This window comes from Duganella sp. Leaf61, assembly GCF_001421905.1.
Classification (GTDB): Bacteria; Pseudomonadota; Gammaproteobacteria; order Burkholderiales; family Burkholderiaceae_D; genus Rugamonas; species Rugamonas zoogloeoides.
Map to the genome: position 1 here is coordinate 1 of NZ_LMLM01000031.1, position 21,394 is coordinate 21,394.

The 21,394-nt window shown below is 60.4% G+C and carries 22 protein-coding genes, 1 tRNA gene and 1 pseudogene; 10 read left to right on the forward strand and 14 right to left on the reverse strand.

Annotation, left to right across the window (positions count from 1 at the left end; genetic code table 11):
* Nucleotides 1-106: 106 nt before the first annotated feature.
* From ASF04_RS27050 to petA, 9 genes and pseudogenes are all read right to left on the reverse strand, one after another.
* Nucleotides 107-1,056 (reverse strand): annotated as a pseudogene (locus tag ASF04_RS27050) (IS3 family transposase); the annotation flags it as partial.
* A 273-nt stretch (nt 1,057-1,329) separates the two neighbouring features.
* On the reverse strand, nt 1,330-2,766 hold the full coding sequence (locus ASF04_RS27055; protein WP_082488946.1) for a helix-turn-helix transcriptional regulator: 1,437 nt from the start codon (nt 2,764-2,766) through the stop codon (nt 1,330-1,332).
* Entirely contained in the window at nt 2,763-3,209 is a 447-nt protein-coding gene (locus tag ASF04_RS27655) for a hypothetical protein (protein WP_156368736.1), read from the reverse strand. Before ASF04_RS27655 ends, ASF04_RS27055 begins: the two co-directional genes overlap by 4 nt.
* A 165-nt stretch (nt 3,210-3,374) precedes the next feature.
* A tRNA-Thr gene (locus tag ASF04_RS21770) sits at nt 3,375-3,450 on the reverse strand.
* A 26-nt stretch (nt 3,451-3,476) separates the two neighbouring features.
* Nucleotides 3,477-3,986 (reverse strand): ClpXP protease specificity-enhancing factor, encoded by a 510-nt coding sequence (locus ASF04_RS21775; protein ID WP_056147204.1) that lies wholly within the window; start codon nt 3,984-3,986, stop codon nt 3,477-3,479.
* Nucleotides 3,987-4,096: 110 nt separating this feature from the next.
* Complete coding sequence (locus tag ASF04_RS21780; protein WP_017877976.1) at nt 4,097-4,708, reverse strand: glutathione S-transferase N-terminal domain-containing protein; 612 nt, start codon at nt 4,706-4,708, stop codon at nt 4,097-4,099.
* 120 nt (nt 4,709-4,828) lie between these two features.
* A complete protein-coding gene (locus tag ASF04_RS21785; RefSeq protein ID WP_056146649.1) occupies nt 4,829-5,593 on the reverse strand; it encodes a cytochrome c1 in 765 nt (254 codons plus the stop codon).
* Nucleotides 5,594-5,625: 32 nt separating this feature from the next.
* Complete coding sequence (locus tag ASF04_RS21790) at nt 5,626-7,038, reverse strand: cytochrome bc complex cytochrome b subunit (RefSeq protein ID WP_056146651.1); 1,413 nt, start codon at nt 7,036-7,038, stop codon at nt 5,626-5,628.
* Nucleotides 7,039-7,041: 3 nt separating this feature from the next.
* Nucleotides 7,042-7,650 carry a ubiquinol-cytochrome c reductase iron-sulfur subunit gene (gene petA, locus ASF04_RS21795; RefSeq protein WP_019924692.1) on the reverse strand — a complete coding sequence of 203 codons (609 nt, stop codon included), beginning with the start codon at nt 7,648-7,650 and terminating at the stop codon, nt 7,042-7,044.
* A gap of 384 nt (nt 7,651-8,034) precedes the next feature.
* Between petA and mscL the strand changes: the two genes are divergently transcribed.
* From mscL to ASF04_RS21810, 3 genes are read left to right on the forward strand one after another with little or no spacing between them, the layout of a single operon-like run.
* A complete protein-coding gene (mscL, locus tag ASF04_RS21800; RefSeq protein ID WP_026637810.1) occupies nt 8,035-8,481 on the forward strand; it encodes a large conductance mechanosensitive channel protein MscL in 447 nt (148 codons plus the stop codon).
* 29 nt (nt 8,482-8,510) lie between these two features.
* Complete coding sequence (locus ASF04_RS21805) at nt 8,511-9,662, forward strand: Do family serine endopeptidase (RefSeq protein ID WP_056146653.1); 1,152 nt, start codon at nt 8,511-8,513, stop codon at nt 9,660-9,662.
* A 15-nt stretch (nt 9,663-9,677) separates the two neighbouring features.
* Nucleotides 9,678-10,367 (forward strand): DUF2461 domain-containing protein, encoded by a 690-nt coding sequence (locus ASF04_RS21810; RefSeq protein ID WP_056146654.1) that lies wholly within the window; start codon nt 9,678-9,680, stop codon nt 10,365-10,367.
* A 22-nt stretch (nt 10,368-10,389) separates the two neighbouring features.
* Here the strand turns inward: ASF04_RS21810 and ASF04_RS21815 are convergent, their stop codons facing one another.
* The 5 genes from ASF04_RS21815 to ASF04_RS21835 all read right to left on the reverse strand — a co-directional run bounded on the left by ASF04_RS21815 (nt 10,390) and on the right by ASF04_RS21835 (nt 13,307).
* Entirely contained in the window at nt 10,390-11,430 is a 1,041-nt protein-coding gene (locus ASF04_RS21815; RefSeq protein ID WP_056146657.1) for an NAD(P)H-dependent glycerol-3-phosphate dehydrogenase, read from the reverse strand.
* The gene (locus ASF04_RS21820; protein WP_056146658.1) at nt 11,427-11,870 is read right to left on the reverse strand and encodes an SH3 domain-containing protein; all 444 of its coding nucleotides are present in this window, start codon (nt 11,868-11,870) and stop codon (nt 11,427-11,429) included. The genes ASF04_RS21815 and ASF04_RS21820 overlap by 4 nt, the downstream gene beginning before the upstream one ends.
* Nucleotides 11,871-11,926: 56 nt before the next feature.
* Nucleotides 11,927-12,406 (reverse strand): protein-export chaperone SecB, encoded by a 480-nt coding sequence (gene secB / locus ASF04_RS21825; protein ID WP_056146661.1) that lies wholly within the window; start codon nt 12,404-12,406, stop codon nt 11,927-11,929.
* 178 nt (nt 12,407-12,584) lie between these two features.
* Complete coding sequence (gene grxC / locus ASF04_RS21830) at nt 12,585-12,845, reverse strand: glutaredoxin 3 (RefSeq protein WP_056147205.1); 261 nt, start codon at nt 12,843-12,845, stop codon at nt 12,585-12,587.
* Between the two features lie 15 nt (nt 12,846-12,860).
* On the reverse strand, nt 12,861-13,307 hold the full coding sequence (locus ASF04_RS21835) for a rhodanese-like domain-containing protein (RefSeq protein ID WP_056146663.1): 447 nt from the start codon (nt 13,305-13,307) through the stop codon (nt 12,861-12,863).
* Nucleotides 13,308-13,404: 97 nt separating this feature from the next.
* Here ASF04_RS21835 and gpmA point away from each other — a divergent pair, with 97 nt between their 5' ends.
* The 7 genes from gpmA (at nt 13,405) to ASF04_RS21870 (ending at nt 21,393) form a co-directional block, all read left to right on the forward strand.
* A complete protein-coding gene (gene gpmA / locus ASF04_RS21840; RefSeq protein ID WP_056146664.1) occupies nt 13,405-14,151 on the forward strand; it encodes a 2,3-diphosphoglycerate-dependent phosphoglycerate mutase in 747 nt (248 codons plus the stop codon).
* Between the two features lie 79 nt (nt 14,152-14,230).
* Nucleotides 14,231-15,709, forward strand: coding sequence for a murein hydrolase activator EnvC (locus tag ASF04_RS21845; RefSeq protein ID WP_056146666.1), 1,479 nt, complete (start codon nt 14,231-14,233; stop codon nt 15,707-15,709).
* A gap of 7 nt (nt 15,710-15,716) precedes the next feature.
* Entirely contained in the window at nt 15,717-17,333 is a 1,617-nt protein-coding gene (locus ASF04_RS21850) for a S41 family peptidase (RefSeq protein ID WP_056146668.1), read from the forward strand.
* A gap of 17 nt (nt 17,334-17,350) precedes the next feature.
* Nucleotides 17,351-18,100: a molybdopterin-synthase adenylyltransferase MoeB gene (locus ASF04_RS21855; RefSeq protein ID WP_056146669.1), complete on the forward strand. Its 750-nt coding sequence runs from the start codon at nt 17,351-17,353 to the stop codon at nt 18,098-18,100.
* Between the two features lie 21 nt (nt 18,101-18,121).
* Nucleotides 18,122-20,254, forward strand: coding sequence for an amidohydrolase family protein (locus ASF04_RS21860; protein ID WP_056146671.1), 2,133 nt, complete (start codon nt 18,122-18,124; stop codon nt 20,252-20,254).
* Between the two features lie 195 nt (nt 20,255-20,449).
* On the forward strand, nt 20,450-20,893 hold the full coding sequence (gene gspG / locus ASF04_RS21865) for a type II secretion system major pseudopilin GspG (RefSeq protein WP_019924706.1): 444 nt from the start codon (nt 20,450-20,452) through the stop codon (nt 20,891-20,893).
* Nucleotides 20,894-20,922: 29 nt separating this feature from the next.
* Nucleotides 20,923-21,393: a GspH/FimT family pseudopilin gene (locus tag ASF04_RS21870; RefSeq protein ID WP_056146673.1), complete on the forward strand. Its 471-nt coding sequence runs from the start codon at nt 20,923-20,925 to the stop codon at nt 21,391-21,393.
* Nucleotide 21,394: the final 1 nt, after the last annotated feature.

Sequence of the window (21,394 nt, forward strand, 5' to 3'; positions counted from 1 at the left end):
TGGCGATGCTGATCATCTTCTTCTTTATTCCCCAGTCGCTGCGCGGCTTGCCGCAGGGCGCCAATGAAATCACGGTCGATGGTGTTGACCTGCACGTGCTGGCCGGGCTTCCCCTACGGCTCATACTTTGTTGTATCCGATAGCGCCATAATCGCTGACGGAATTTTCGGCTGGCGTACTGACTACCCTGATCCGAATGAAACAGCAGCCCTTGGGGGCGACCGCGMTGCTCGAAGGCCATTTCCAGCGCTTGCACGACAAGGTCGGCATCGGGCCGTAGCGAGAATGCCCAGCCCACCGCTCGGCGAGCGAACAAATCCAACACCACAGCCAAGTAATACCATCGCCCCTGCGCCCAAACATAGGTGATATCGCCGCACCAGACGTGATTTKGCGCCTCCACTGWGAACTCACGGTTGAGATGATTCGGAATGTCGATCCGCTCCACCGTGGCCTGCTTGTAGGCGTGCCTGCCAGGTTGTTTGCAGACTAGCCCCAACTCCTCCATCAGACGACTAACTTTGAAGCGGCCAATGGCCGTGCCTTCCTCGCGCATCATGTCCATGATGCTTCGGCTCCCCGCTGAACTGCGGCTCTCAACGAACAGCTCGTGGACGCGGCTACGTAATGCCACGCGTTCAACATCAATGTGTCGCACGCGCTCCCGATGTGCATACAGGCATGATCGCGCGACGTCGAACACCGCGCAAATCAACTCGATTGATTCGTCACCACAAATCTCATCGATTACCTCGTACGTTCTATTCCTTCCGACATCAAGAGCGCGGTAGCCTTTTTTAAAATAGATTTCTCCCGCTCGAGACGTTCAATGCGCGCCTCGAGTTCCTGTATTCGTTGCTGATCCGGCGTGATCGCCTTGCCCTGTGGCGTGACGCCTTGTCGCTCCAATTGAAGCTGTTGAACCCAGCGGCGCATCAGCGATTCTCCGACGCCGATCGATCGACTGGCCTCCACGTGGCTGTATCCCTGATCCAATACCAAGCATGCTGCCTGCTGCTTGAACTCAGGGGAAAATGTACGTCTTTGCTTGCTCATCAAACACCTCTCCATGGCGAGCATTCTCGCCTAAATCAGTGTCCGGGTACATTAGACCACTACAGTCCCCAGTTCATCAAGCTGGCAGCGAGCTCGAGCAGCATNCTGCTTGAACTCAGGGGAAAATGTACGTCTTTGCTTGCTCATCAAACACCTCTCCATGGCGAGCATTCTCGCCTAAATCAGTGTCCGGGTACATTAGACCACTACATAAAGCCCGGTTGAAATGTTCCAATAAGGCGGCCGCCTTATTCCGCCGTTAATGCAATATGGTTAAAATGCAGGGTCAAGTAGCGCTTGTTTAAGTAATTCGCAGTCATCCTTATCTAGCGAACCAAAATCAAAATTCTCCATAAACACCTTGCGGGCTACTTTTAAGGGATTTTCGTCAGATGGTTGAAGATTGTTTGCAGCACCCCACCAAGTAATGAATTTTTCTTTTTGAAGCCTGTAGGCTACATAATTCGCTAGGTCTGCAGTGCTAACATTTTCAGCGGCTGAGACGGAAATGACAGAATTTTTAATGCGCACAATCTGCCCGCCTGACTGTGCTAAGACCAGGTCGTATAATTTTTGAGCACGCCCAGAGAACAAAACATCTCCGGCTAAATTATTTGCTTCATGCTCTTCGTCCGAATCTCTACGCTCATTATCCGTTGCGTCCCCATCAAGAGGTTCTAAAGCATGCAACTCAGGATTTTCTCCCGCATGGTGGATTTCATGCAATAAATCGAAGGCCCACCGTGAAGAATACTGTGTGCTCTGCTTCAAAACAATCACATTACGATAATCAAAACGCCAGCAGACACCATGAAAATGGATTGGGTCTGCCAAAGGTAGAACAGGTATACCCATAGCCCACGCACCGCGAAGAATACTTTCGAAGTTAGGTTTGGACTCGCCACATAACGCCTTTCGTAACTCAGTCCAACTATCAGGCACCGCGTGCAGGGGAAGGTGCCGGGTAGCCTTAGCAACTATATCTGCTAAGTGATGCGCGTAAACCGCATACGCCGTAACTTTAGCCTTGTCCGCATTTTGGGGGACCTTGAAACGAGCGCCCGCACAAGCCAGTTTAAACCTGTCGTCTGAGAAGAAAACGCCGTTAGCGGCAACTCTCATACCGAATATCTTATGTAGACGGCCGGCAGCGGCACTCAGCAAATCAGCATCCGTAAACGAATCTAATCTATATTGAGCGTCGTTCGATGCTAAACGGGCCAGCAAAAATGTCTTATCAATCCCATGACGCTTCAAATCCATAATGGCACTGCGTGGCTTGGCTGGAAGTTCAATATGCTCAGAAATGCTAAGTTCCAGCGCTTTAGCAATTTCGACCAGCTTTAGGAAACCCACATTCTCGTAATCTTCGTGCTCCCACCGCTGAACTTGCTGTGGTTTGACATCTATTAAAGCAGCCAGCTGCTTTTGGGTAAGCCCACGTGCAATACGAGCTTTAATTAGCCCCAATGGAAGCTCTTCCAGCCCAACCAGCGATAACGATTCAATTTCTCCGTTGCGGAGCGCTTCATATTCTTTAACCTCAGCCAAGAGTGTTTCGAGTTGGCTCTCTAACCCGTCGTGTTGAGCTTTGAACATTAATGGGTCAACACCCTGCGGGCACTCCTCAGTTCTTAGGCGCACTAAAGCCTCAGCAAACATAGCTGCACTATTTTTAGTTAAATTATATTGCCGCTGATTTTTTATCATGGAAGAGTTCCAAGGTCTAACTTCACAATGCCCTTTGCTTTACCGGTGCCTTTTTCTGTCTGGAAAAATTTCAAGTATGGGGGGCCCAGCAATCCGGCGGCGCTGGCTTCCGCGACAAAGGCTTCACCCTTGAATTTATTTTTTTGAGCAGCTCTACCGTTAGTAAAGTCTAGCAAGACGGGGTCCAGCAGAGCAGCTATCACCCCTACCTGACTGTAACAAGCATCCCAATCGCCTGGGTTTCTTTTGGCAGTTACGAAACTACCGTCGAGATATAGATATTTCACACCAGCGTTGCTAAGCGAGCGACAAGCTTCTAGCAACCCAGCAAGAAGAGCGTTACGACCCGCCGAATTGCCAAATCGCTGACTAACCTCAGCCCAAGACGCTTCATGCTCTCCTTCGGGAAGGAGACCGTTGATTTTTTTGAAGTCTGGAAGCATTAGACAACCTGTATGTTGTGTGGTAAGGCCTGATATGTCAAGCACGATTTCAGCGGCGCTCTGGCATTGCCTACATGGTGCCTACACAGAGATAGCTTCATCTAGCAAAGTAAAAAGGGTCACATGCAAAAAAGCATGTAACCCTTTGAATTAACACTATATTTCTGGTGCCGACTGCCGGTTTCGAACTGGCCACCTGATGATTACAAATCAACTGCTCTACCAAATGAGCTAAGTCGGCGAAACTTGTACGGGGCAGATTATACGCTATTTAATCCGGGTCAGGGTCGGGCGGCCGCCCTTGCGTGGTGGTTCGTTGTCGTCGTCGGGCGATGCGCCGTCGTCCGGCTTGGCGGTGGACACCGGTGCTGGCGCGGGGGCGATCGAGGGGACGGAAGCGAGTGCCGGGGCGCTTGGTTCTTCCACCACGGGCGACGATTGTCCGGCGGAAGCATCGCTGCCACCGAGTTGCGGCTCGAACGCCATGCCCTGGCCGTTTTCGTTGGCGTAGATCGCCATCACGTTGTTGACCGGCACGTAGATTTCGCGCGAGACACCGCCGAAGCGGGCGTGGAAGCGGATGGCGTCGTTGTCCATTTTCAGGCCGGACGTGGCGCCGAAGCTGATGTTGAGGACGATTTCGCCTTTTTTCACGTATTCCATCGGGACCGTGGTCGAAGCGTCGACCTTGACGGCCAGGTAGGGCGTATAGCCGCTATCGGTGCACCATTCGTAGATGGCGCGCAGCATGTAAGGCTTGGTTGAGATTTCGGACATGGTCTTCCAGACTACGGTGAAACTTGGCGCGCCCCGCTGGCAGAACAACAGGGCGCGCCGATCGATCAACTATTGCAACCATTCATACCAGGGCGCACAGCGCCCCTGCATCAACGACGCATCACTTTTTCGGACGGGGTCAGCGCTTCGATATAGGCCGGGCGCGAGAAGATACGCTCGGCGTATTTCATCAGCGGCGCGGCGGTCTTCGACAGTTCGATGCCGTAGTGGTCGAGGCGCCACAGCAGGGGAGCCACGGCCACGTCCAGCATCGAGAATTCGTCACCGAGCATGTACTTGTTCTTCAGGAACAGCGGTGCGAGCGTGGTCAGGCGGTCGCGGATTTCGGCGCGGGCCTTGTCGTGGCTCTTGTCGTTGCCCTTGGCGCGTTCGCTCTCGAGCACGTGCACGTGGACGAACAGCTCTTTCTCGAAGTTGAACAGCATCAGGCGGGCACGTGCGCGCATCAGCGGATCGGCCGGCATCAGCTGCGGGTGCGGGAAGCGCTCGTCGATGTATTCGTTGATGATGTTCGATTCGTACAGGATCAGTTCGCGCTCGACCAGGATCGGCACCTGGCCGTACGGGTTCATGGTCGAAATGTCTTCCGGCTTGTTGAACAGGTCGACGTCGCGTACTTCGAAGTCCATGCCTTTTTCAAACAGCACCAGGCGGCAACGTTGCGAGAATGGGCAGGTAGTGCCCGAGTAGAGAACCATCATTTGTTATAGTTCCTTAGAAACAAAGGGGGCGAGCCGTCGAACGGATCACCCCAGAACCGATTGCCCGCTCAGGCGGGCATCGCAAAAACAAGCGCCGAAAATCTGTTTCGGCGCTCTCGATTATTTCACTTCTTTCCAGTACGACGCGTTCAAACGCCAGGCCAGCAAGACAAACAGGGACAGGAACAAGACCACCACCACGCCCAGTTTCTTGCGGGTCTGCGCCGCAGGTTCCGCCATCCATTGCATGTAGCCAACCAGGTCGGCCACCGCGTTATCGAATTCTAACTTACTCATGGTGCCCGGCGCGACTTGTTCGAACCCGTCGAACTGGTGGATCGTCTTGCCATGCTCGTGCGGGTCAGGCACATCCTTCGTCTTGATCTTCTGTACGCCTTGCAATTCCCATAATACATGCGGCATCGCGGCGTTTTCCAGTACCCGGTTGTTCCAGCCGTTCGGGCGGGTCTCGTCCTTGTAGAACGTGCGCAGGTACGTGTACAGATAATCCGATCCGCTGCCCGAACCCGACGCCTTGGCCCGTGCAATCACCGACAAATCCGGCGGTACCGCGCCAAACCAAGTCTTGGCATCCTTCGGATTCATGCTCGTGGTCATCATGGCGCCCACTTTATCCGCAGTAAACAACAGGTTATCGCGGATTTGTGCGTCGGTCAGTCCCAGGTCCTTGAGGCGGTTGTACCGCATCGAGGACGCATTGTGACAGTTCAGGCAGTAATTGACGAATAATTTTGCACCATGTTGCAGTGCGGCCATGTTATTCGAACGGTCAGGGGCCTTATCGTAAGGGAAACCGGCTTCATTTGCCAGTACCAGCGCCGGCACCAGGGCCAGCGCGGCCAGCAGTTTCTTCGCAAAATTCATGTCTAGTCCTTTATGTACGGAGATTCAGCGGCTCAGTGCGGATGGAAAACCACGCGGTCGGGCACTTTCTTGAACGTGCCCATCGTGCTCCACCACGGCATGAACAGGAAAAAGCTGAAGTACAACAGGGTGCACACTTGCGAAATGATGGTGAACAGGTCGGTCGGCGCCAGCGTGCCGAGAATGCCCAGGATGATGAACGAGATGAAGAACACCGCGTACACATACTTGTGCCAGCTTGGACGGTAGCGGATCGACTTCACCGGCGAATGGTCGAGCCACGGCATGAAGGCCAGGATCACCACCGAGCCGCCGAAGAACACCACGCCCCAGAACTTGGCGTCGAGTACCTGTGGCAGCATGCCGATAATGGCCAGCAGGGCCACCACGGCGATGATGATCTTGGTGATGCGCGACAGGCGCGACTTGAGCCAGATGAACACGGTGTAGGCGGCCACAAAGCACATCAGCACCCACATGAAGTCGGCCGTGGTGGCGCGCAGCACCGAGTAGAACGGCGTGAAGTACCAGGTCGGCGCGATGTGGAGCGGAGTTTTCAGCGAGTCGCCGGGCAGGAAGTTGTTGTACTCGAGGAAGTAGCCGCCCATTTCCGGCGCGAAGAACACCACGCAGCTGAAGATCAACAGGAATACCGACACGCCAAACAGGTCGTGCACCGTGTAGTACGGGTGCGACGGGATGGAATCGAGCGGGTGGCCGTCCGGGCCCAGGTTTTCCTTCACTTCGATGCCGTCCGGGTTGCTCGAACCCACTTCGTGCAGGGCGATCAGGTGGGCTGCTACCAGCCCCAGCAATACCAGTGGAATGGCGATCACGTGGAAGGCGAAGAAGCGGTTCAGGGTGGCGTCGGACACCACGTAGTCGCCCCGGATCCACAGCGACAGGTCGGGACCGATCACGGGAATCGCGCCGAACAGGTTGACGATCACCTGCGCGCCCCAGTACGACATTTGGCCCCATGGTAGCAGGTAGCCGAAGAACGCTTCGGCCATCAGGCACAGGAAGATGGCAAAGCCGAACAGCCAGATCAGCTCGCGCGGCTTGCGGTAAGAACCGTACAGGAGCGCCCGCGTCATGTGCAGGTAGATGATGATGAAGAAGGCGGAGGCGCCGGTCGAGTGCATATAGCGCACCAGCCAGCCCCACGGCACTTCGCGCATGATGTACTCGACCGAGGCGAACGCCAGGGTGGCGTCCGGCTTGTAGTGCATGGTCAGGAAGATGCCGGTGACGATCTGCAGCACCAGCACCAGCATCGCCAGCGAGCCGAAGATGTACCAGAAATTGAAGTTTTTCGGGGCGTAGTACTTGCCCCATTGGTCGTTCCACAGCTTGGTCAGCGGAAAACGGTCATCCACCCAGCCGAGGGCTTTTTGTGCGGCCGGAGCATCGGCCGGAAGCTTGGTCTCTTTGAACGCCGCCATGGTTTATGCCTCGCCTTTCTCGTCTTTGCCGATCACCAGCTTGGTGTCGGAGAGGAACATATAGCGCGGCACTTGCAGGTTGTCCGGCGCCGGCTTGTTCTTGAAGACGCGGCCGGCCATGTCGAAAGTGGAGCCATGGCAGGGACACAGGAAGCCGCCTTCCCAGTCGTCGGGCAGCGAGGGCTGCGGACCGGGCTGGAACTTGGAGGAAGGCGAACAGCCGAGGTGGGTACAGATGCCGACTGCGACCAGGATTTCGGGCTTGCGCGAGCGCCATTCGTTGCGGGCGTACTCGGGCGTGTATTCGTCGGGATTGCGTTTCGATTCGGCATCGGCCACCTTGCCGTCGGTTTTCTTGAGCGAGGCCACCATTTCCGGCGTGCGCTTGAGCACCCAGACCGGCTTGCCACGCCACTCGACGGTGACCATTTCGCCCGGATTGAGGGCGGCAATATCGACCTCGACCGGCGCACCCGCCGCCTTGGCCCGTTCGGATGGCTGGAAGGTGGAGACCAGCGCCCCCGCCGTCGCCAACCCCACCACGCCCCCCGCCGCGCCTGTCGCGACGATCAGGTTGCGGCGACCGGAATCGATCTGTTTTTCGTTACCCATTCTTACCCCAATCTTTTTCTTAAAGTGCCAACAAAAATCTGCCTGCCGTGCAGCGCCTATGCTCCGGAGAACCGACCAAGTCCCGAGCACTCGATGTGTGCTTCTTGCAACCTCAAAAATTATAAGGGAAGGGGAGTTCCACAAGGCGGGAAAAGCTTTCTCAAAAGTAACTTTCGAGCGCCTTCCGCCGATTTGCGCCAGTTTTCCGCGAACGGTGCGCTATTGAATCGTCCCCTGTTTTTTATTTTATTGATATAGGTCAAACTTAAACTAATTCCTTGTCGATGTGTGCAAACGGCAAGGGTGTTTGGAATCCAATTGAAAAAATAGTATGATCCTTGGGCAGTTTTGTAAACAAAAGACCACACGTCGAGGGGTAAGAATATGGCAATGATGAAAGAATTCAAAGAATTCGCGATGAAGGGCAACGTGGTCGATCTCGCGGTCGGTGTGATCATCGGTGGCGCCTTCGGCAAGATCGTCGATTCGTTGGTGAAAGACATCATCATGCCACCGATCGGTATCCTGTTCGGCGGCCTGGACTTCGCCAGCTACTACATTCCCCTCAACGGCCAGGCCAGCAGCCTGCCGCTCGAGGAAGCCAAGAAACTGGGCGCCGTGTTCGCCTATGGTAACTTCATCACCATCTTGCTCAACTTTATCATCCTGGCCTTTATCATCTTCCAGATGGTACGCCTGATGAACCGTGCGCGCCAACGCCTGGAAAAGCCGGCCGCGCCCGCTGCACCGGCAGCCACGCCGGAAGATATCGTGCTGCTGCGCGAGATCCGCGATTCGCTGAAAAACAGCAACGCTTCACCGAAGAATTAACGAGGACGCCTGCTGTGGCGGGTTGAATTATGCGACGACTCTGGTTGTTGTTTGCGCAAACGGTCACCGTCGCGCTGGCACTGTATTTTGTCTACACGGCGCTCGTCACCGACCGCGCCGCGCCCGTGCGCCTGCAGCAAATGGGCAGCGCCGAGCGGCCCGCGCCGATGCTCGAGGCCGGCCCGTCGAAGCCGCCGGCGCTGGCCGGGGGCTCGTACCGCAACGCCGCCGCGCGCGCCATGCCTGCCGTGGTCAACATCGTCACCAGCAAGCGGCCCAAGCGCAGCAAGCATCCGTTGATGAAAGACCCGTTCTTCAAGCGCTTCTTCGGCGATGAAGGCGACGAGGAAGATTCGTCGCTCGGTTCCGGCGTGATCGTCTCCGCCGAAGGCTATATCCTGACCAACAACCACGTGGTGGAAGCGGCCGACGAGATCGAGGTGATGCTGGCCGACGGCCGCAAGGCTGCCGCCAAGGTGGTGGGCACCGATCCCGAGACCGACCTGGCCGTAATCAAGATCGAGCTGGAAAAGTTGCCGGTGATCGTGCTGGGCCAGGCCGAGCAGGCGCAGGTGGGCGACGTGGTGCTGGCCATCGGCAACCCGTTCGGCGTGGGCCAGACCGTGACCATGGGCATCATTTCCGCGCTCGGTCGCAACAATCTGCACATCAACCATTTCGAGAATTTCATCCAGACCGATGCCGCGATCAATTTCGGCAACTCGGGCGGGGCGCTGGTCGATACCCACGGCAACCTGCTGGGGATTAATTCGGCCATCTATTCGCAGTCGGGCGGCTCGGTCGGTATCGGTTTTGCCATCCCGATGAGTACGGCAAAAACCGTGATGGAAGCGATCATCAAGTCGGGCCACGTCGTGCGCGGCTGGATCGGCGTGGAAACCCAGGACATCACGCCGGAACTGGCGCGCAGCTTCAGCCTGCCGCGCCAGAACGGCGCCATGATTGCCGGCGTAGTGCGCAACGGTCCCGCCTACAAGGGCGGCGTGCGGCCCGGCGACATCCTGCTGTCGGTGGACGACAAGCCGGTCAGCGACACCACCGGCATGCTCAACCAGATCGCCCAACTGGTTCCGGGGGAAAAAGCTAAAATGAAGGTCCTGCGCAAGAGCCGCGAGACCACGCTCGACGTTACCGTCGGCAAGCGCCCGCCCCCCAAATAAGGTTCAGTCACACCCATGCATTTACGCGATCTGACGCAATTTTTGCGCGAACTGGCGGACAATAACAACCGTCCCTGGTTCGTCATGAACAAGCCGCGCTACGACATCCTGCGCGAAGAATTCCTGCAAGTGGTCACCGAGATGATTGCCGAACTCGGCAAGTTCGATCCGGCGGTCAAGTTCAGCAACCCAAAGAAGGCGATGTTCCGCATCAACCGCGACGTGCGTTTTGCGCACGATAAAAGCCCGTATAAAACGCGCTTTTCGGCAGCGGTAGCGCCCAACGACATGCGCCGCCCCAGCAAGGCCGGTGGCCCCACCTACTACATGCAGATCGACGGCTCGGGCCGCATGCTGTTCGGCGCCGGCGAGTATATGCCGCCGGCCGGGCGTTTGAAGGCGCTGCGCCAGCACATGGTCGATGACGCGGCCGGCTTCAAAAAGGTGTTGAAGAATAAAAAACTGAAGCTGACGTTCGGCGATATCCGCGACGAAGGCAAGTTGATGCGTCCGCCCAAGGGTTTCGATCCGGCGCACGAGCACATCGAGTACATCAAGCTGAAAAGTTTCTTCATCTGGACCGAGATCGATTTGCCGCTCAACCAGCCGGAGTTGCTGGTGCCGATTCTTGCCAGCGGCTTGAAAGATGCATTCCCGCTGGTGGAATGGATGCGGGGCGCGAAGGAAGAGATCGTCGAGGAGTGATACCGCCAGGCTTCAACGAAGCCTAGCGCAGCACCTTTTCGTCGCGTGGATCGCGCGCCAGCAGGCGCAGCACCATCGCCTGCGGCAGGTCGCCGTCGAACAGCGCGCCGGCTACCGCGTTGGTGATCGGCATCTCGACGCCAATGCGTGCCGCCAGTTCGCGCACGGCTTTGGCACATGGCACGCCTTCGGCCACGTGACCCAGTTCCTGGACGATGGTGTCCAGGGCCTTGCCCTGCGCCAGCGCCAGGCCGACGCGGCGGTTGCGCGACAGGTCGCCGGTGCAGGTCAGAATCAGGTCGCCCATGCCGGTCAGGCCCATGAAGGTTTCGGCCTGGCCGCCCAGCGCGGTGCCCAGGCGCGTGATTTCGGCCAGGCCGCGCGTGATCAGCGCGGCACGGGCATTCAGGCCCAGGCCCAGGCCGTCGGCCACGCCGGTGGCGATGGCCAGCACATTTTTTACTGCACCGCCCACTTCCACGCCCACCAGGTCTGCGCTCGAATACACGCGCACGTTGCCGCCGTGGACGGCTGCCACCACGCTCTCGCGCAGCTGGCAACTGGTGGAAGCGATGGTCAGCGCGCATGGCAGGCCGCGGGCCACTTCCTGCGCGAACGATGGGCCGGACAGCGCGCCGCCGGCGACACCGTCGCCGAGTTCTTCGCGCACGATCTGGTGCGGCAGCAGGCCGGTGTCGTATTCGAAACCCTTGCACAGCCACACCACATGGGCGACGTTGTGGGGTTTCAGTTGTTTCAATAACGGCCGCAGGCCGGCCACCGGGCAGGCCGCGATCAGCAGGCCGTCGGGGCCTGCCGCATGGGCCAGTGCCGCGTCGAAACCGGCAGCCACGTGCAGGCGCTCGGGAAACGGGTGGCCGGGCAGGTAATCGGTGTTTTCGCGGGCCTCGCCCATGGCGTGCAGGGCGGCGGCATTGCGGCCCCACAGCAGCACGTCGTGGCGCTGGGCCAGGGCCATGGCGACAGCCGTGCCCCAGGCGCCAGCGCCCAGCACGGTAACCTTGCGGGTGCCGGCCACTGCGGTTTGTTGAGCGGGAATCATACGCCCCAGATGTCGGCGTTCTTGACGTAGCCGGTCACGCCGTCTTTATGGCGGACCTTGAGCCAGCCGCCGGCGGCGGTGTCCAGCACTTCGAGCAGCACGCCCTTGTCGGCGATAAAGGCCGCAGTGGCGGCATCGTCCGGGGTGCTGCGTACTTTGAGGTTGGCGGCGCGCACGATGACGTTGCGCTTGCCGGTGAGGCTGCGCGCTTCGGTCCAGGCCATGTCGCCGTTGATATCGCGGACCTTGATCCATTCGCCATAGGTGAGCACGACTTCGAGCGGGGCGCCGCGCGGCACCACGAACAGTTTGCCACCCTTGGTGGAAGGCGCGTCGTACAGCACCGCAGGCGCGGCGCCCACCGTTTTGAAGTCGTATGCCTGGCCGGCGGCAGCGGCCAGCGTCATGGCCAGGGCGGCGATCAAACGGGGATATGTCATTGCAAACCTTGTCTGGTGAAACAGCCGCCGGCAGAGTCGCCGGCGGCGGATGCTACTTAGTGCGTGGTGGTACCGTCGGCAGCTGGTGCGGCAGCAGCGGCGTCAGCCACGGCTTGCAGGCGCTGCTGGTAGAACACTTCGAAGTTGATCTCGGCCAGGTGCACTGGCGGGAAGCCGGCACGGGTGATCACGTCGGCGATGTTGGCGCGCAGGTATGGATACACGATGTTCGGGCAACCGATGCCCAGCAGCGGGTCCAGCTGGTCGGCTGGAATGTTACGGGCTTCGAAGATACCGGCTTGCTTGCCTTCGACCAGGAAAGCGACCTTGTCGTTGACCTTGGCGGTCACGGTGATGGTCACGGTCGATTCGAAGATGCCTTCGGCCAGTGGCTCGGCGCCAACGTCCAGGGCGACTTCGATGCTTGGCGCTTCCTGTTCCAGGAAGATAGCTGGCGAGTTCGGTTGTTCCAGCGACATGTCTTTCAGGTAGACGCGTTGGATTTGGAATACTGGTTGCAGATTTTCTTCAGACATGGAGCGCTTTCGTTATGGTGAACAAGAACGGCCGTGGCCGTTCAATATAAGTTGTGCTTGGTATGGGCAATGCTACAGCTCAAATCAACGCGAAGGCAATTGTATCAAAACCATCATCGCAACCAAGACTTTCTGGCCCGGCGTTGTATTTGGTCTCGCAGTTGACTGAAAAGTTCAATCAGCCGTTGAGCATGGGTGTCAGTTTGCCGGCCTGGTCCAGCGCATACAGGTCGTCGAAACCACCGACGTGGGTATCGCCGATGTAAATCTGCGGCACGGTGCGGCGGCCGGTTTTTTCCATCATCAGCATGCGTTGCTGCGGATCGAGGTCCACGCGGACTTTTTTCAGGTCGGTCACGCCCTTCGCTTCCAGCAACCGCTCGGCGCGGATGCAATAGGGGCATACGGCGGTGGTGTACATCGTCACTTCGGCAGTCATCATGCTTCCTTCCAGTTATTTGGCTTGCGGTTTCGCCGGCGATGGCTTGGCCTGTGCAGGCTTTGCCAGCGGCAGGTTGGCTTTTTTCCAAGCGGCAATGCCACCATCGAGGGTCACCACGTCGGTGAAGCCGGCCTTGGTGAGCTTGCTGGCGGCGGTGGAGGCGCGCATGCCGCCAGTCTGGCACACAACCACCATGGTTTTGCTCTTGAACTTGTCCAGTTCGCCGATGCGCTGGTCGAATTCGGCAAACGGGATGTTCTTCGCGTCCGGCAGGTGGCCGAGCGCGAAGTCTTTCGCCTCGCGTACATCTACAATGGTGGCCTTGCTGCGATTAATCAAGAGCGTGACGTCGGCCGGGTTGGCGCGCTTGCCGCGCTGGGTCAGCATCGGGAACAGCAGGGCGCCGCCGGAAACGAGCACCACGGCGATCAAGAAAATATTGTCAATGAAGAATTTCACAGGGTTCCAATGGTTTAAATGAATCCGCGCATTATAAAATAGAAGCGGCGATCGATCTTACTCACTTATTACTCACCTTTCTTTGAAGATTATTCACATGTACAAAATCGTATTCATGCGCCATGGCGAATCCACCTGGAACCTGTCGAACCGCTTCACCGGCTGGACCGACGTCGATCTGACCGAAAAAGGCATCAACGAAGCCAAGGCCGCCGGCCAGGTGCTCAAGGAATCGGGCTTCACCTTCGACCTGGCGTACACCTCGGTACTGAAGCGCGCCGTGCGCACGCTGTGGCTGGCGCTGGACGAAATGGACATGATGTACCTGCCGATCAAGAACGACTGGCGCCTGAACGAGCGCCACTACGGCGCCCTGCAAGGCCTGGACAAGGGTGAAACCGCCGCCAAGTACGGCGACGAGCAAGTGCTGGTCTGGCGCCGCAGCTACGACACGCCGCCGCCGGCGCTGGAAGCGTCCGACGACCGCGTCTCGTTCAACGACCCGCGCTACGCCGGCCTGTCGAAAGAACAGATTCCGCTGACCGAATGCCTGAAAGACACCGTGGCCCGCGTGGTACCGGTGTGGGACGAGGAAATCGCCCCGGCCATCCGCGCCGGCAAGAAAATCATTATCTCGGCCCACGGCAACAGCCTGCGCGCGCTGATCAAGATGCTCGACGGCATCAGCGACAACGACATCGTCGGCCTCAACATCCCGAACGGCCAGCCGCTGGTGTATGAGCTGGACGCCGACCTGAAACCGATCCGCCACTACTACCTCGGCGACGCCGATGCCATCGCGGCAGCGCAGGCGGCAGTGGCCAACCAGGGCAAGGCCAAGTAATTTGTCTTCTTCCAAGCTTAGTAATAACTGGCGCGGCGTCTGTGCCGCGCTGCTGGTCACCGCCTCGTTGGCAACTTCGATGGCGGTCCCGGTGGCGCACGCCGCGCCGGGCAAGCCGACCGAGCGCAGCAAGCAAAAGGCGCTGGCCGAAGCCGAACGCGCCGGCTTGCAGCAAAAACTCACCGCCCTCAAGAAAGATATCGGCAAGACCGAGAGCGCCAAGGAAGACGCGGCCGATACGCTGGCCGAATCGGAAGCGGCGATTTCGGACGCCAACCGCGCCCTGCGCGACCTGCAGCAGGAGCAGAACGATACCAACAGCAAGCTGACCGCGCTTGGCGCCGAGCGCGAGCGCCTGAGCGCCACCGTCAAGGACCAGCAACAGCAACTGGCGCAAATGCTGCGCCAGCACTACGTGGCCGGCAACGAGGACCGCATCAAGCTGCTGCTGTCCGGCGACAACCCGAACCGCATCAACCGCGACCTGCAAATGCTGTCGTACGTGTCGCAAGCACAGGCCAAGTTGCTGGAAAGTTTGCGCACCAGCCTCAAGGCGGTCGAGGACAACCAGGCCGCCACCCAGAACGCCAAGGACGAACTGGGCGAGATCGCCCAGGAACAATTGCAGCAAAAGAACAAGCTGGAGCAGGAAAAGGCGCGCCGCGCGGCGCTGCTGGCCCAGCTGTCGAACAAGCTGGTGGCCCAGCGCAAGGAAGTCGGCAATGTCGAGCGCGACGAGCAGCGCCTCGGCGGCCTGGTCACGCGCCTGAACAAGCTGATCGAGGAGCAGGCGGCCGCTGCCGCTGCCGAAAAGCGCCGCCAGGAACAACTCGCTGCCGCCCGCGCCGCCGCCAAGGCCAAGGCCGAAGCCGAGCAACGCGCGCTGGCCAAAGCCAGGGCGGCCGAAGCCGAGCGCTTGCGCCTGGCGCGCGCCGCTGCCGCCAGGGAGGCCGCAGCCAAGGCTGCCGCCATGGCCAACGCCGGCAAATCGGGCACCATCAAGCCGCAGCAACCGGCGACCCCGGTCACCCCGCCGCCGCCGGTCAAGCTCGATCCGATCGACGCCGACGAACCAAAAGTCGCTGCCACGCCGGTACCGCCGGAACCGAAGGAGCCGCCGGCCAAGGCGGCCGATATCGCACTGGCACCGGCGGCGCCGGCCGGCGCCTTTGCCAGCCTCAAGGGGCAGATGCGCGCGCCCGTCAACGGCCGCGTCGCTGCCAAATATGGCAGCAAGCGCGGCGACGGTCCGGCCTGGAAGGGCGTGTTCATCAAGGCGGCCGAAGGCGCTGAAATCCACACGGTGGCCGGTGGCCGGGTGGTGTTTGCCGAGTGGCTGCGCGGCTTCGGCAACCTGATCATTGTCGATCATGGCGGCCAGTACATGAGCATTTACGGCAACAACCAGTCGCTGCTCAAGCGTCCCGGCGACGTGGTCAAGGCCGGCGATGCGATTGCCAGCGTGGGCAACAGCGGTGGCAACGAGGAATCGGGGCTATACTTTGAGCTTCGCCTGCGCGGCGCGGCTTTCGATCCGTCGGGTTGGGTGAAGTTCTAAGGAAACCATGGCAAACAAGTTCAAGAGTATCAGTCTGATCGGTATCGGCATGGTGGCGGGCGTTGCCGCTTCCCTGCAATTTTCCGCCATTGCACAAAAAGTCACCGGCGCGCCATTGCCGCTGGCCGAATTGCGCCAGTTGTCCGATGTGTTCGGGCTGATCAAGACCGACTACGTGGAAAGCGTTGACGACAAGAAGCTCGTCACCGACGCCATCGCCGGCATGGTGTCCTCGCTCGATCCGCACTCGGTGTACCTTGATAAACGCGCTTTCCGCGAAATGCGCGACACCGTGGCCGGCAAGTTCGTCGGCATCGGCGTCGAGGTGAGCGCCGAGGACGGCTACATCAAGGTGGTCTCGCCGATCGAGGATACGCCTGCGTTCAAGGCCGGCATCAAGGCCGGCGACCTGATCACCCGCATCGACGGCACGCCGATCAAGGGCATGAACCTCGACGAGAGCGTGAAAAAGATGCGCGGCGAGCCCGGCTCCAGGGTCACGCTCACCTTGAGCCGCAAGGACGAGGACAAGCCGCTCACCATGACCATCACACGCCAGGAAATCCGCGTGCAGAGCGTCAAGGGCAAGATCATCGAGCCCGGTTACGCCTGGCTGCGCATTTCGCAGTTCCAGGAACCCACGCTGGACGACATGGTCAAGAAGATCAACGAGCTGTACGCCAAGGAACCCAAGCTCAAGGGCCTGGTGCTGGACTTGCGCAACGACCCCGGTGGCGTGGTGCCGGGCGCCATCGGCGTCTCGGCCGCCTTCCTGCCGCGCGATGCGGCGGTGGTGTCCACCAACGGCCAGCTGGCCAGCGCCAAAGAGACCTTCTATGCCCGCCCCGAGTTTTATGCCCCGGGCGGCAAGGGCGATCCGCTGGCCAAATTGCCGGCCGGCGTCAAGGATGTGCCGATCGTGGTGCTGGTCAATGCCGGCTCGGCGTCGGCGTCCGAAATCGTCGCTGGCGCGCTGCAGGATTACCAGCGCGCCACCATCATGGGCACGCAGACCTTCGGCAAGGGCTCGGTGCAAACCCTGCGCCAGCTGACCGCCGATACTGCCGTCAAGATCACCACCGCGCGGTACTACACGCCGAAAAATCGTTCGATCCAGGCGCGCGGCATCGTGCCCGACCTGATGGTCGATGAAACCGCCGAGGGCGATGGCTTGAACAGCCTGCGCATGCGCGAGTCGGACCTGCAAAAACACCTGGGCAACGACAAGGACCCGGCCGCCGAAGCTGCCGAGCAAAAGACGCTGAACGCCCGCCGCGACAGCCTGGAAGAAGAACAGCGCCTGATCGCACTGTCCAGGAAAATCAAGCCGGTCGAATTCGGCACCAAGGACGACTTCCAGTTGACCCAGGCATTGAACCATTTCAAGGGGTTGCCGGTCCAACTGTCCAAGGCGGAACCAAAAGAGGCGCCGGGCGCGGCCAGCGGTGAAACCAAGTCGGACAGCAAGCTGGACAGCAAGCCGGACGCAAAAGCGGGCGACAAGCCGGCCAAGCCGGGCGACCAGTCCACCGACAAGCCAGCCAACAAACCGCTGCAACTGCCCAAGCCCAAGCCGGAAGCCGCCGCCCCGCAACCATCACCAACCCAGCCGGCCGCGCAATAGACGGCTGGCGGCCGAACATGAACGACGAGCAACTACTGCGCTACTCGCGCCACATCCTGCTGGACCAGATCGGCATCGAGGGCCAGCAGCGCCTGCTGGCGTCGCACGCGCTGGTGATCGGCGCCGGCGGCCTCGGTTCGCCAGCGGCCATGTACCTGGCGTCGGCCGGCGTGGGCCACATCACCATCGTCGATGACGACGTGGTCGATCTGACCAACCTGCAACGGCAAATCGCCCACACCACCGAACGCGTGGGCCAGTCCAAGGCGCTCTCTGCCCGCACCACCATGGCGCAGATCAATCCCGACATTCGCATCACCGCGCTGGCCGAGCGGGTGGACGAGGCGCGCCTGGCGCAGCTGGTTGCGGCGGCCGACGTGGTGCTCGACTGCACCGACAACTTTGCCACCCGCCACGCGGTCAACCGCGCCTGCGTGGCGCAGCGCAAGCCGCTGGTGTCGGGCGCAGCGATCCGCTTCGATGGCCAGGTCAGCGTGTTCGATCCGCGCGGCGGCGACCAGCCGTGCTATTCGTGCCTGTTCCCGCAAGACCAGCAATTCGAAGACGTGGCGTGCGCTGCCATGGGCGTGTTCGCGCCGCTGGTCGGCGTGGTCGGCGCCATGCAGGCGGCCGAGGCCCTGAAGCTGTTGATGCACGTGGGCCAGTCGCTGTCCGGCCGGCTGCTGATGCTCGACGGCCTGTACATGGAATGGACCAGCATTGCCGTGGCCCGCAACGAGCATTGCCCCGTGTGCGGGCACCCCTGATACTCACCGGAGAAAACCGTCATGCTGAAACGCGCACTACCATTGGCCCTGGCTGCCGCCCTGCTGGCCCACGGCGCCCATGCCGCCACGACCACGACTTTCCTCATCCTCAACGAGAGCAACAAGCAGATGGGCGAGCAGGTGGTCGAGCGCCAGGACGACGGCCGCACCACCGTGCGTTTCACCTACAAGAACAACGGCCGCGGTCCCGAGCTGACCGAACAATTCCGCCTCGGCCCCGACCTGTTGATGACCGAGTACCAGGTCAAGGGCAATTCCACCTTCGGCGCCGTGGTGGACGAGCGTTTTACGCGCCAGGGCAACGTGGCCGAATGGACCACCACCTCGGACAAGGGCCGCGCCACGCTGGCTGCGCCGGCCAGCTATGTGCCGCTCAACAGTTCGTTCGAGGTCGTGTCTGCCGCGATTACCGCGCTGGCCGCATCGAAAGACGGCAAGATCGCGCTGCTGCCTACCGGTACGCTGTCGCAAACCAAGCTGGAAACGGCGCAAGTGACCAACGCCAGGGGCGAAAAGCAGACCGTGCAGTTGCTGGCGCTGACCGGCATCGGCCTGTCGCCGTCGTTCTACTGGGCCACCACGGGTGAGCAGCCGCGCCTGTTCGCGGTGGTCATTCCCGGCTTCCTGTCCATGCTCGAGCAGGGCTGGCAGGATGCCATCCCCGACCTGGCCAGCCGCCAGAAAGCGGCCGAGGCGCAGATGCTGACCGATGTCGCGACCAGGCTGCAACACCCGCTCGACGGCTTGACCGTGGTGCGCAATGCCCGCGTGTTCGACAGCGAGAAGGCCACCGTGGGCCAGCCGTCCGATATCTACCTGCTGCGCGGACGTATTACCGCCGTTCTGCCGGCCGGCTCGCCCACGCGCGCGGCGAAAAACATCATCGACGCGGGCGGCCGCATCGTGCTGCCTGGCCTGTTCGACATGCACGGCCACGTCGATCGCTGGTCGGGCGCCCTGAACATCTCCACCGGTGTGACCAGCGTGCGCGACATGGGCAACGACAACGCCCAGCTGCAGGCGATGCTCGATGAAACCGCCGCCGGCAAGCTGCTGGCGCCGCAAGTGGTGCCCACCGGCTTTTTAGAGGGCGAAAGCCCGTACAGCGCCAGTGGCGGCTTCCTGGTCAAGGACCTCGAGGGCGCCAAAAACGCCATCGACTGGTATGCCCAGCGCGGCTACCCGCAACTGAAGATCTATAACTCGTTCCCGAAAGACATCCTCAAGGACACGGTGGCATACGCCCACAGTCGTGGCATGCGCGTGTCCGGCCACGTGCCGGCCGGTCTGCGCGCCCAGCAGGCGCTTGACGCCGGCTACGACGAGATCCAGCACATCAACCAGGTGATGCTCAATTTCTTCGTCAAGCCCGATACCGAAACCCGCAACCTGAACCGCTTCGTGCTGCCGGCCGAGAAAGTGGCCGACCTCGACCTCAACTCGAAGCCGGTCAAGGATTTCGTGGCGCAGCTGGCCAAAAAACAGATCTCGATCGACCCGACCCTGTCGGCGTTCGCCTTCATCAAGCAGCGCGACGGCGACGTCAACGAGCCGTATGCCGATTTTGCCGACTACATGCCGCCCGACGTCAAGCGCGGTTTCTCGGTGGGCACCATGAAGATCCCGGCCGACAAGGTGCAGCGCTACGAAAAATCGTATGCCAGGATGGTCGATTTCGTCGGCGTCATGTACCGCGCCGGCGTGCCGATCGTGGCCGGTACCGACGATGTGCCGGGCTTTACCTTGCACTCGGAGCTGGCGCTGCTGGTCAAGGCCGGCTTGACGCCGGCGCAGGCGCTGCAGGTGGCCACCCGCAACGGCGCCCGCTACACCCGCACCAGCAACGACCGCGGCAGCATCGTGCCGGGCAAGCTGGCCGACCTGGTGCTGGTCGATGGCGATCCGACCAAGGATATCCGCGACGTGCGCAAGGTGTCGGCGGTGATTACGCGCGGTTTCATCATTTACCCGAACCAGATCGACGCCGCGCTGGGCATCAAGTCGTTTGTCGAGACGGCGCCGCCGGTGGTCCAGCAATCGGCGCTGGCCGCCAGTTCGGGGCAGGCAGTCGGCGGCGGCGGCAACGACGGCGCGCTGCTACGCATCGAGGGCAGCGCCCGCAAGCACGATTGATGTCTCGTTTGTGACGCGTGCGTGACAGCACCGTGACCGCTGTATTACCGGCACCCGAAAACCGGTAAAACAGCGTAAATTCCGGCGCCGGTTAAGAGTTTTCTCAGCACCGGCGCGCAAAAATCGTGGTCGCGATCCGGTCGATGACCGTGTTTCGGCCTTATACTCTGCACTCACTAATTATTGCACCAGATTATGAAAAAGTTATCTCTTTCCCGACGCGCTGCCCGTGGCTTCACCCTGATCGAGATCATGGTGGTCGTGGTCATCATGGGTGTGCTGGCCGCGCTGGTCGTGCCCAAGCTGCTCAGCCGCACCGGCGAATCGAAAGTTGCCGCCGCCAAGGTGGACATCGCCACCATCATGCAAGCGCTCAAACTGTACAAGCTGGACAACCAGCGCTACCCAACCACCGAGCAGGGCCTGCAGGCCCTGCGCGAAAAACCGACCAGCGGCCCGGCCGCCAATGGCTGGAAAGCGGGCGGCTACATCGAGAAAACCCCGAAAGATCCATGGGGCGCGCCGTACCAGTACCTGTCGCCGGGCGTCAAGGGCGAGGTTGATGTGTACTCGCTGGGCGCCGACGGTCAGCCGGGCGGCACCGGTGACGATGCCGACATCGGTTCCTGGGACGAGTAAGCCCCCGGTATTATTTTAAGGACACGCCCATGGTTGCGGGCCGCGCGCGTGGTTTCACGCTGATTGAACTGCTGGTGGTGATGGTCATCCTGGGCATTACCCTGGGGATCGTCTCGCTCAACGCCATGCCCGACCAGCGCCAGACCGTGCACCAGGAAGCCCAGCGCATCGCGCTGCTGCTGCAAATGGCGCGCGACGAAGCCATCGTGCGCAACCGCCAGGTGGCGTTCGAGGCCAGCAGCGACGGCTACCGCTTCTTGATCCGCAACGGCCGCCAGTGGGACGTGGCAGTGCAGGACGACCTGCTGCGCGCGCGCGAATTCAAGCGCGGCCCCTACACCCTGATGCTCGATCCGCAACCCAACTTTCAGCAAGGCGTCATGCGCATCGTGTTCGGCCGCGAGCCGGTGGACAAGCCGTTCGTGCTGACCATGGCCAGCAATGACGGCAGCAGCGTGGCCATCCGCGCCGATGGCGTCGGTCACTTCATGGTGGATTGAC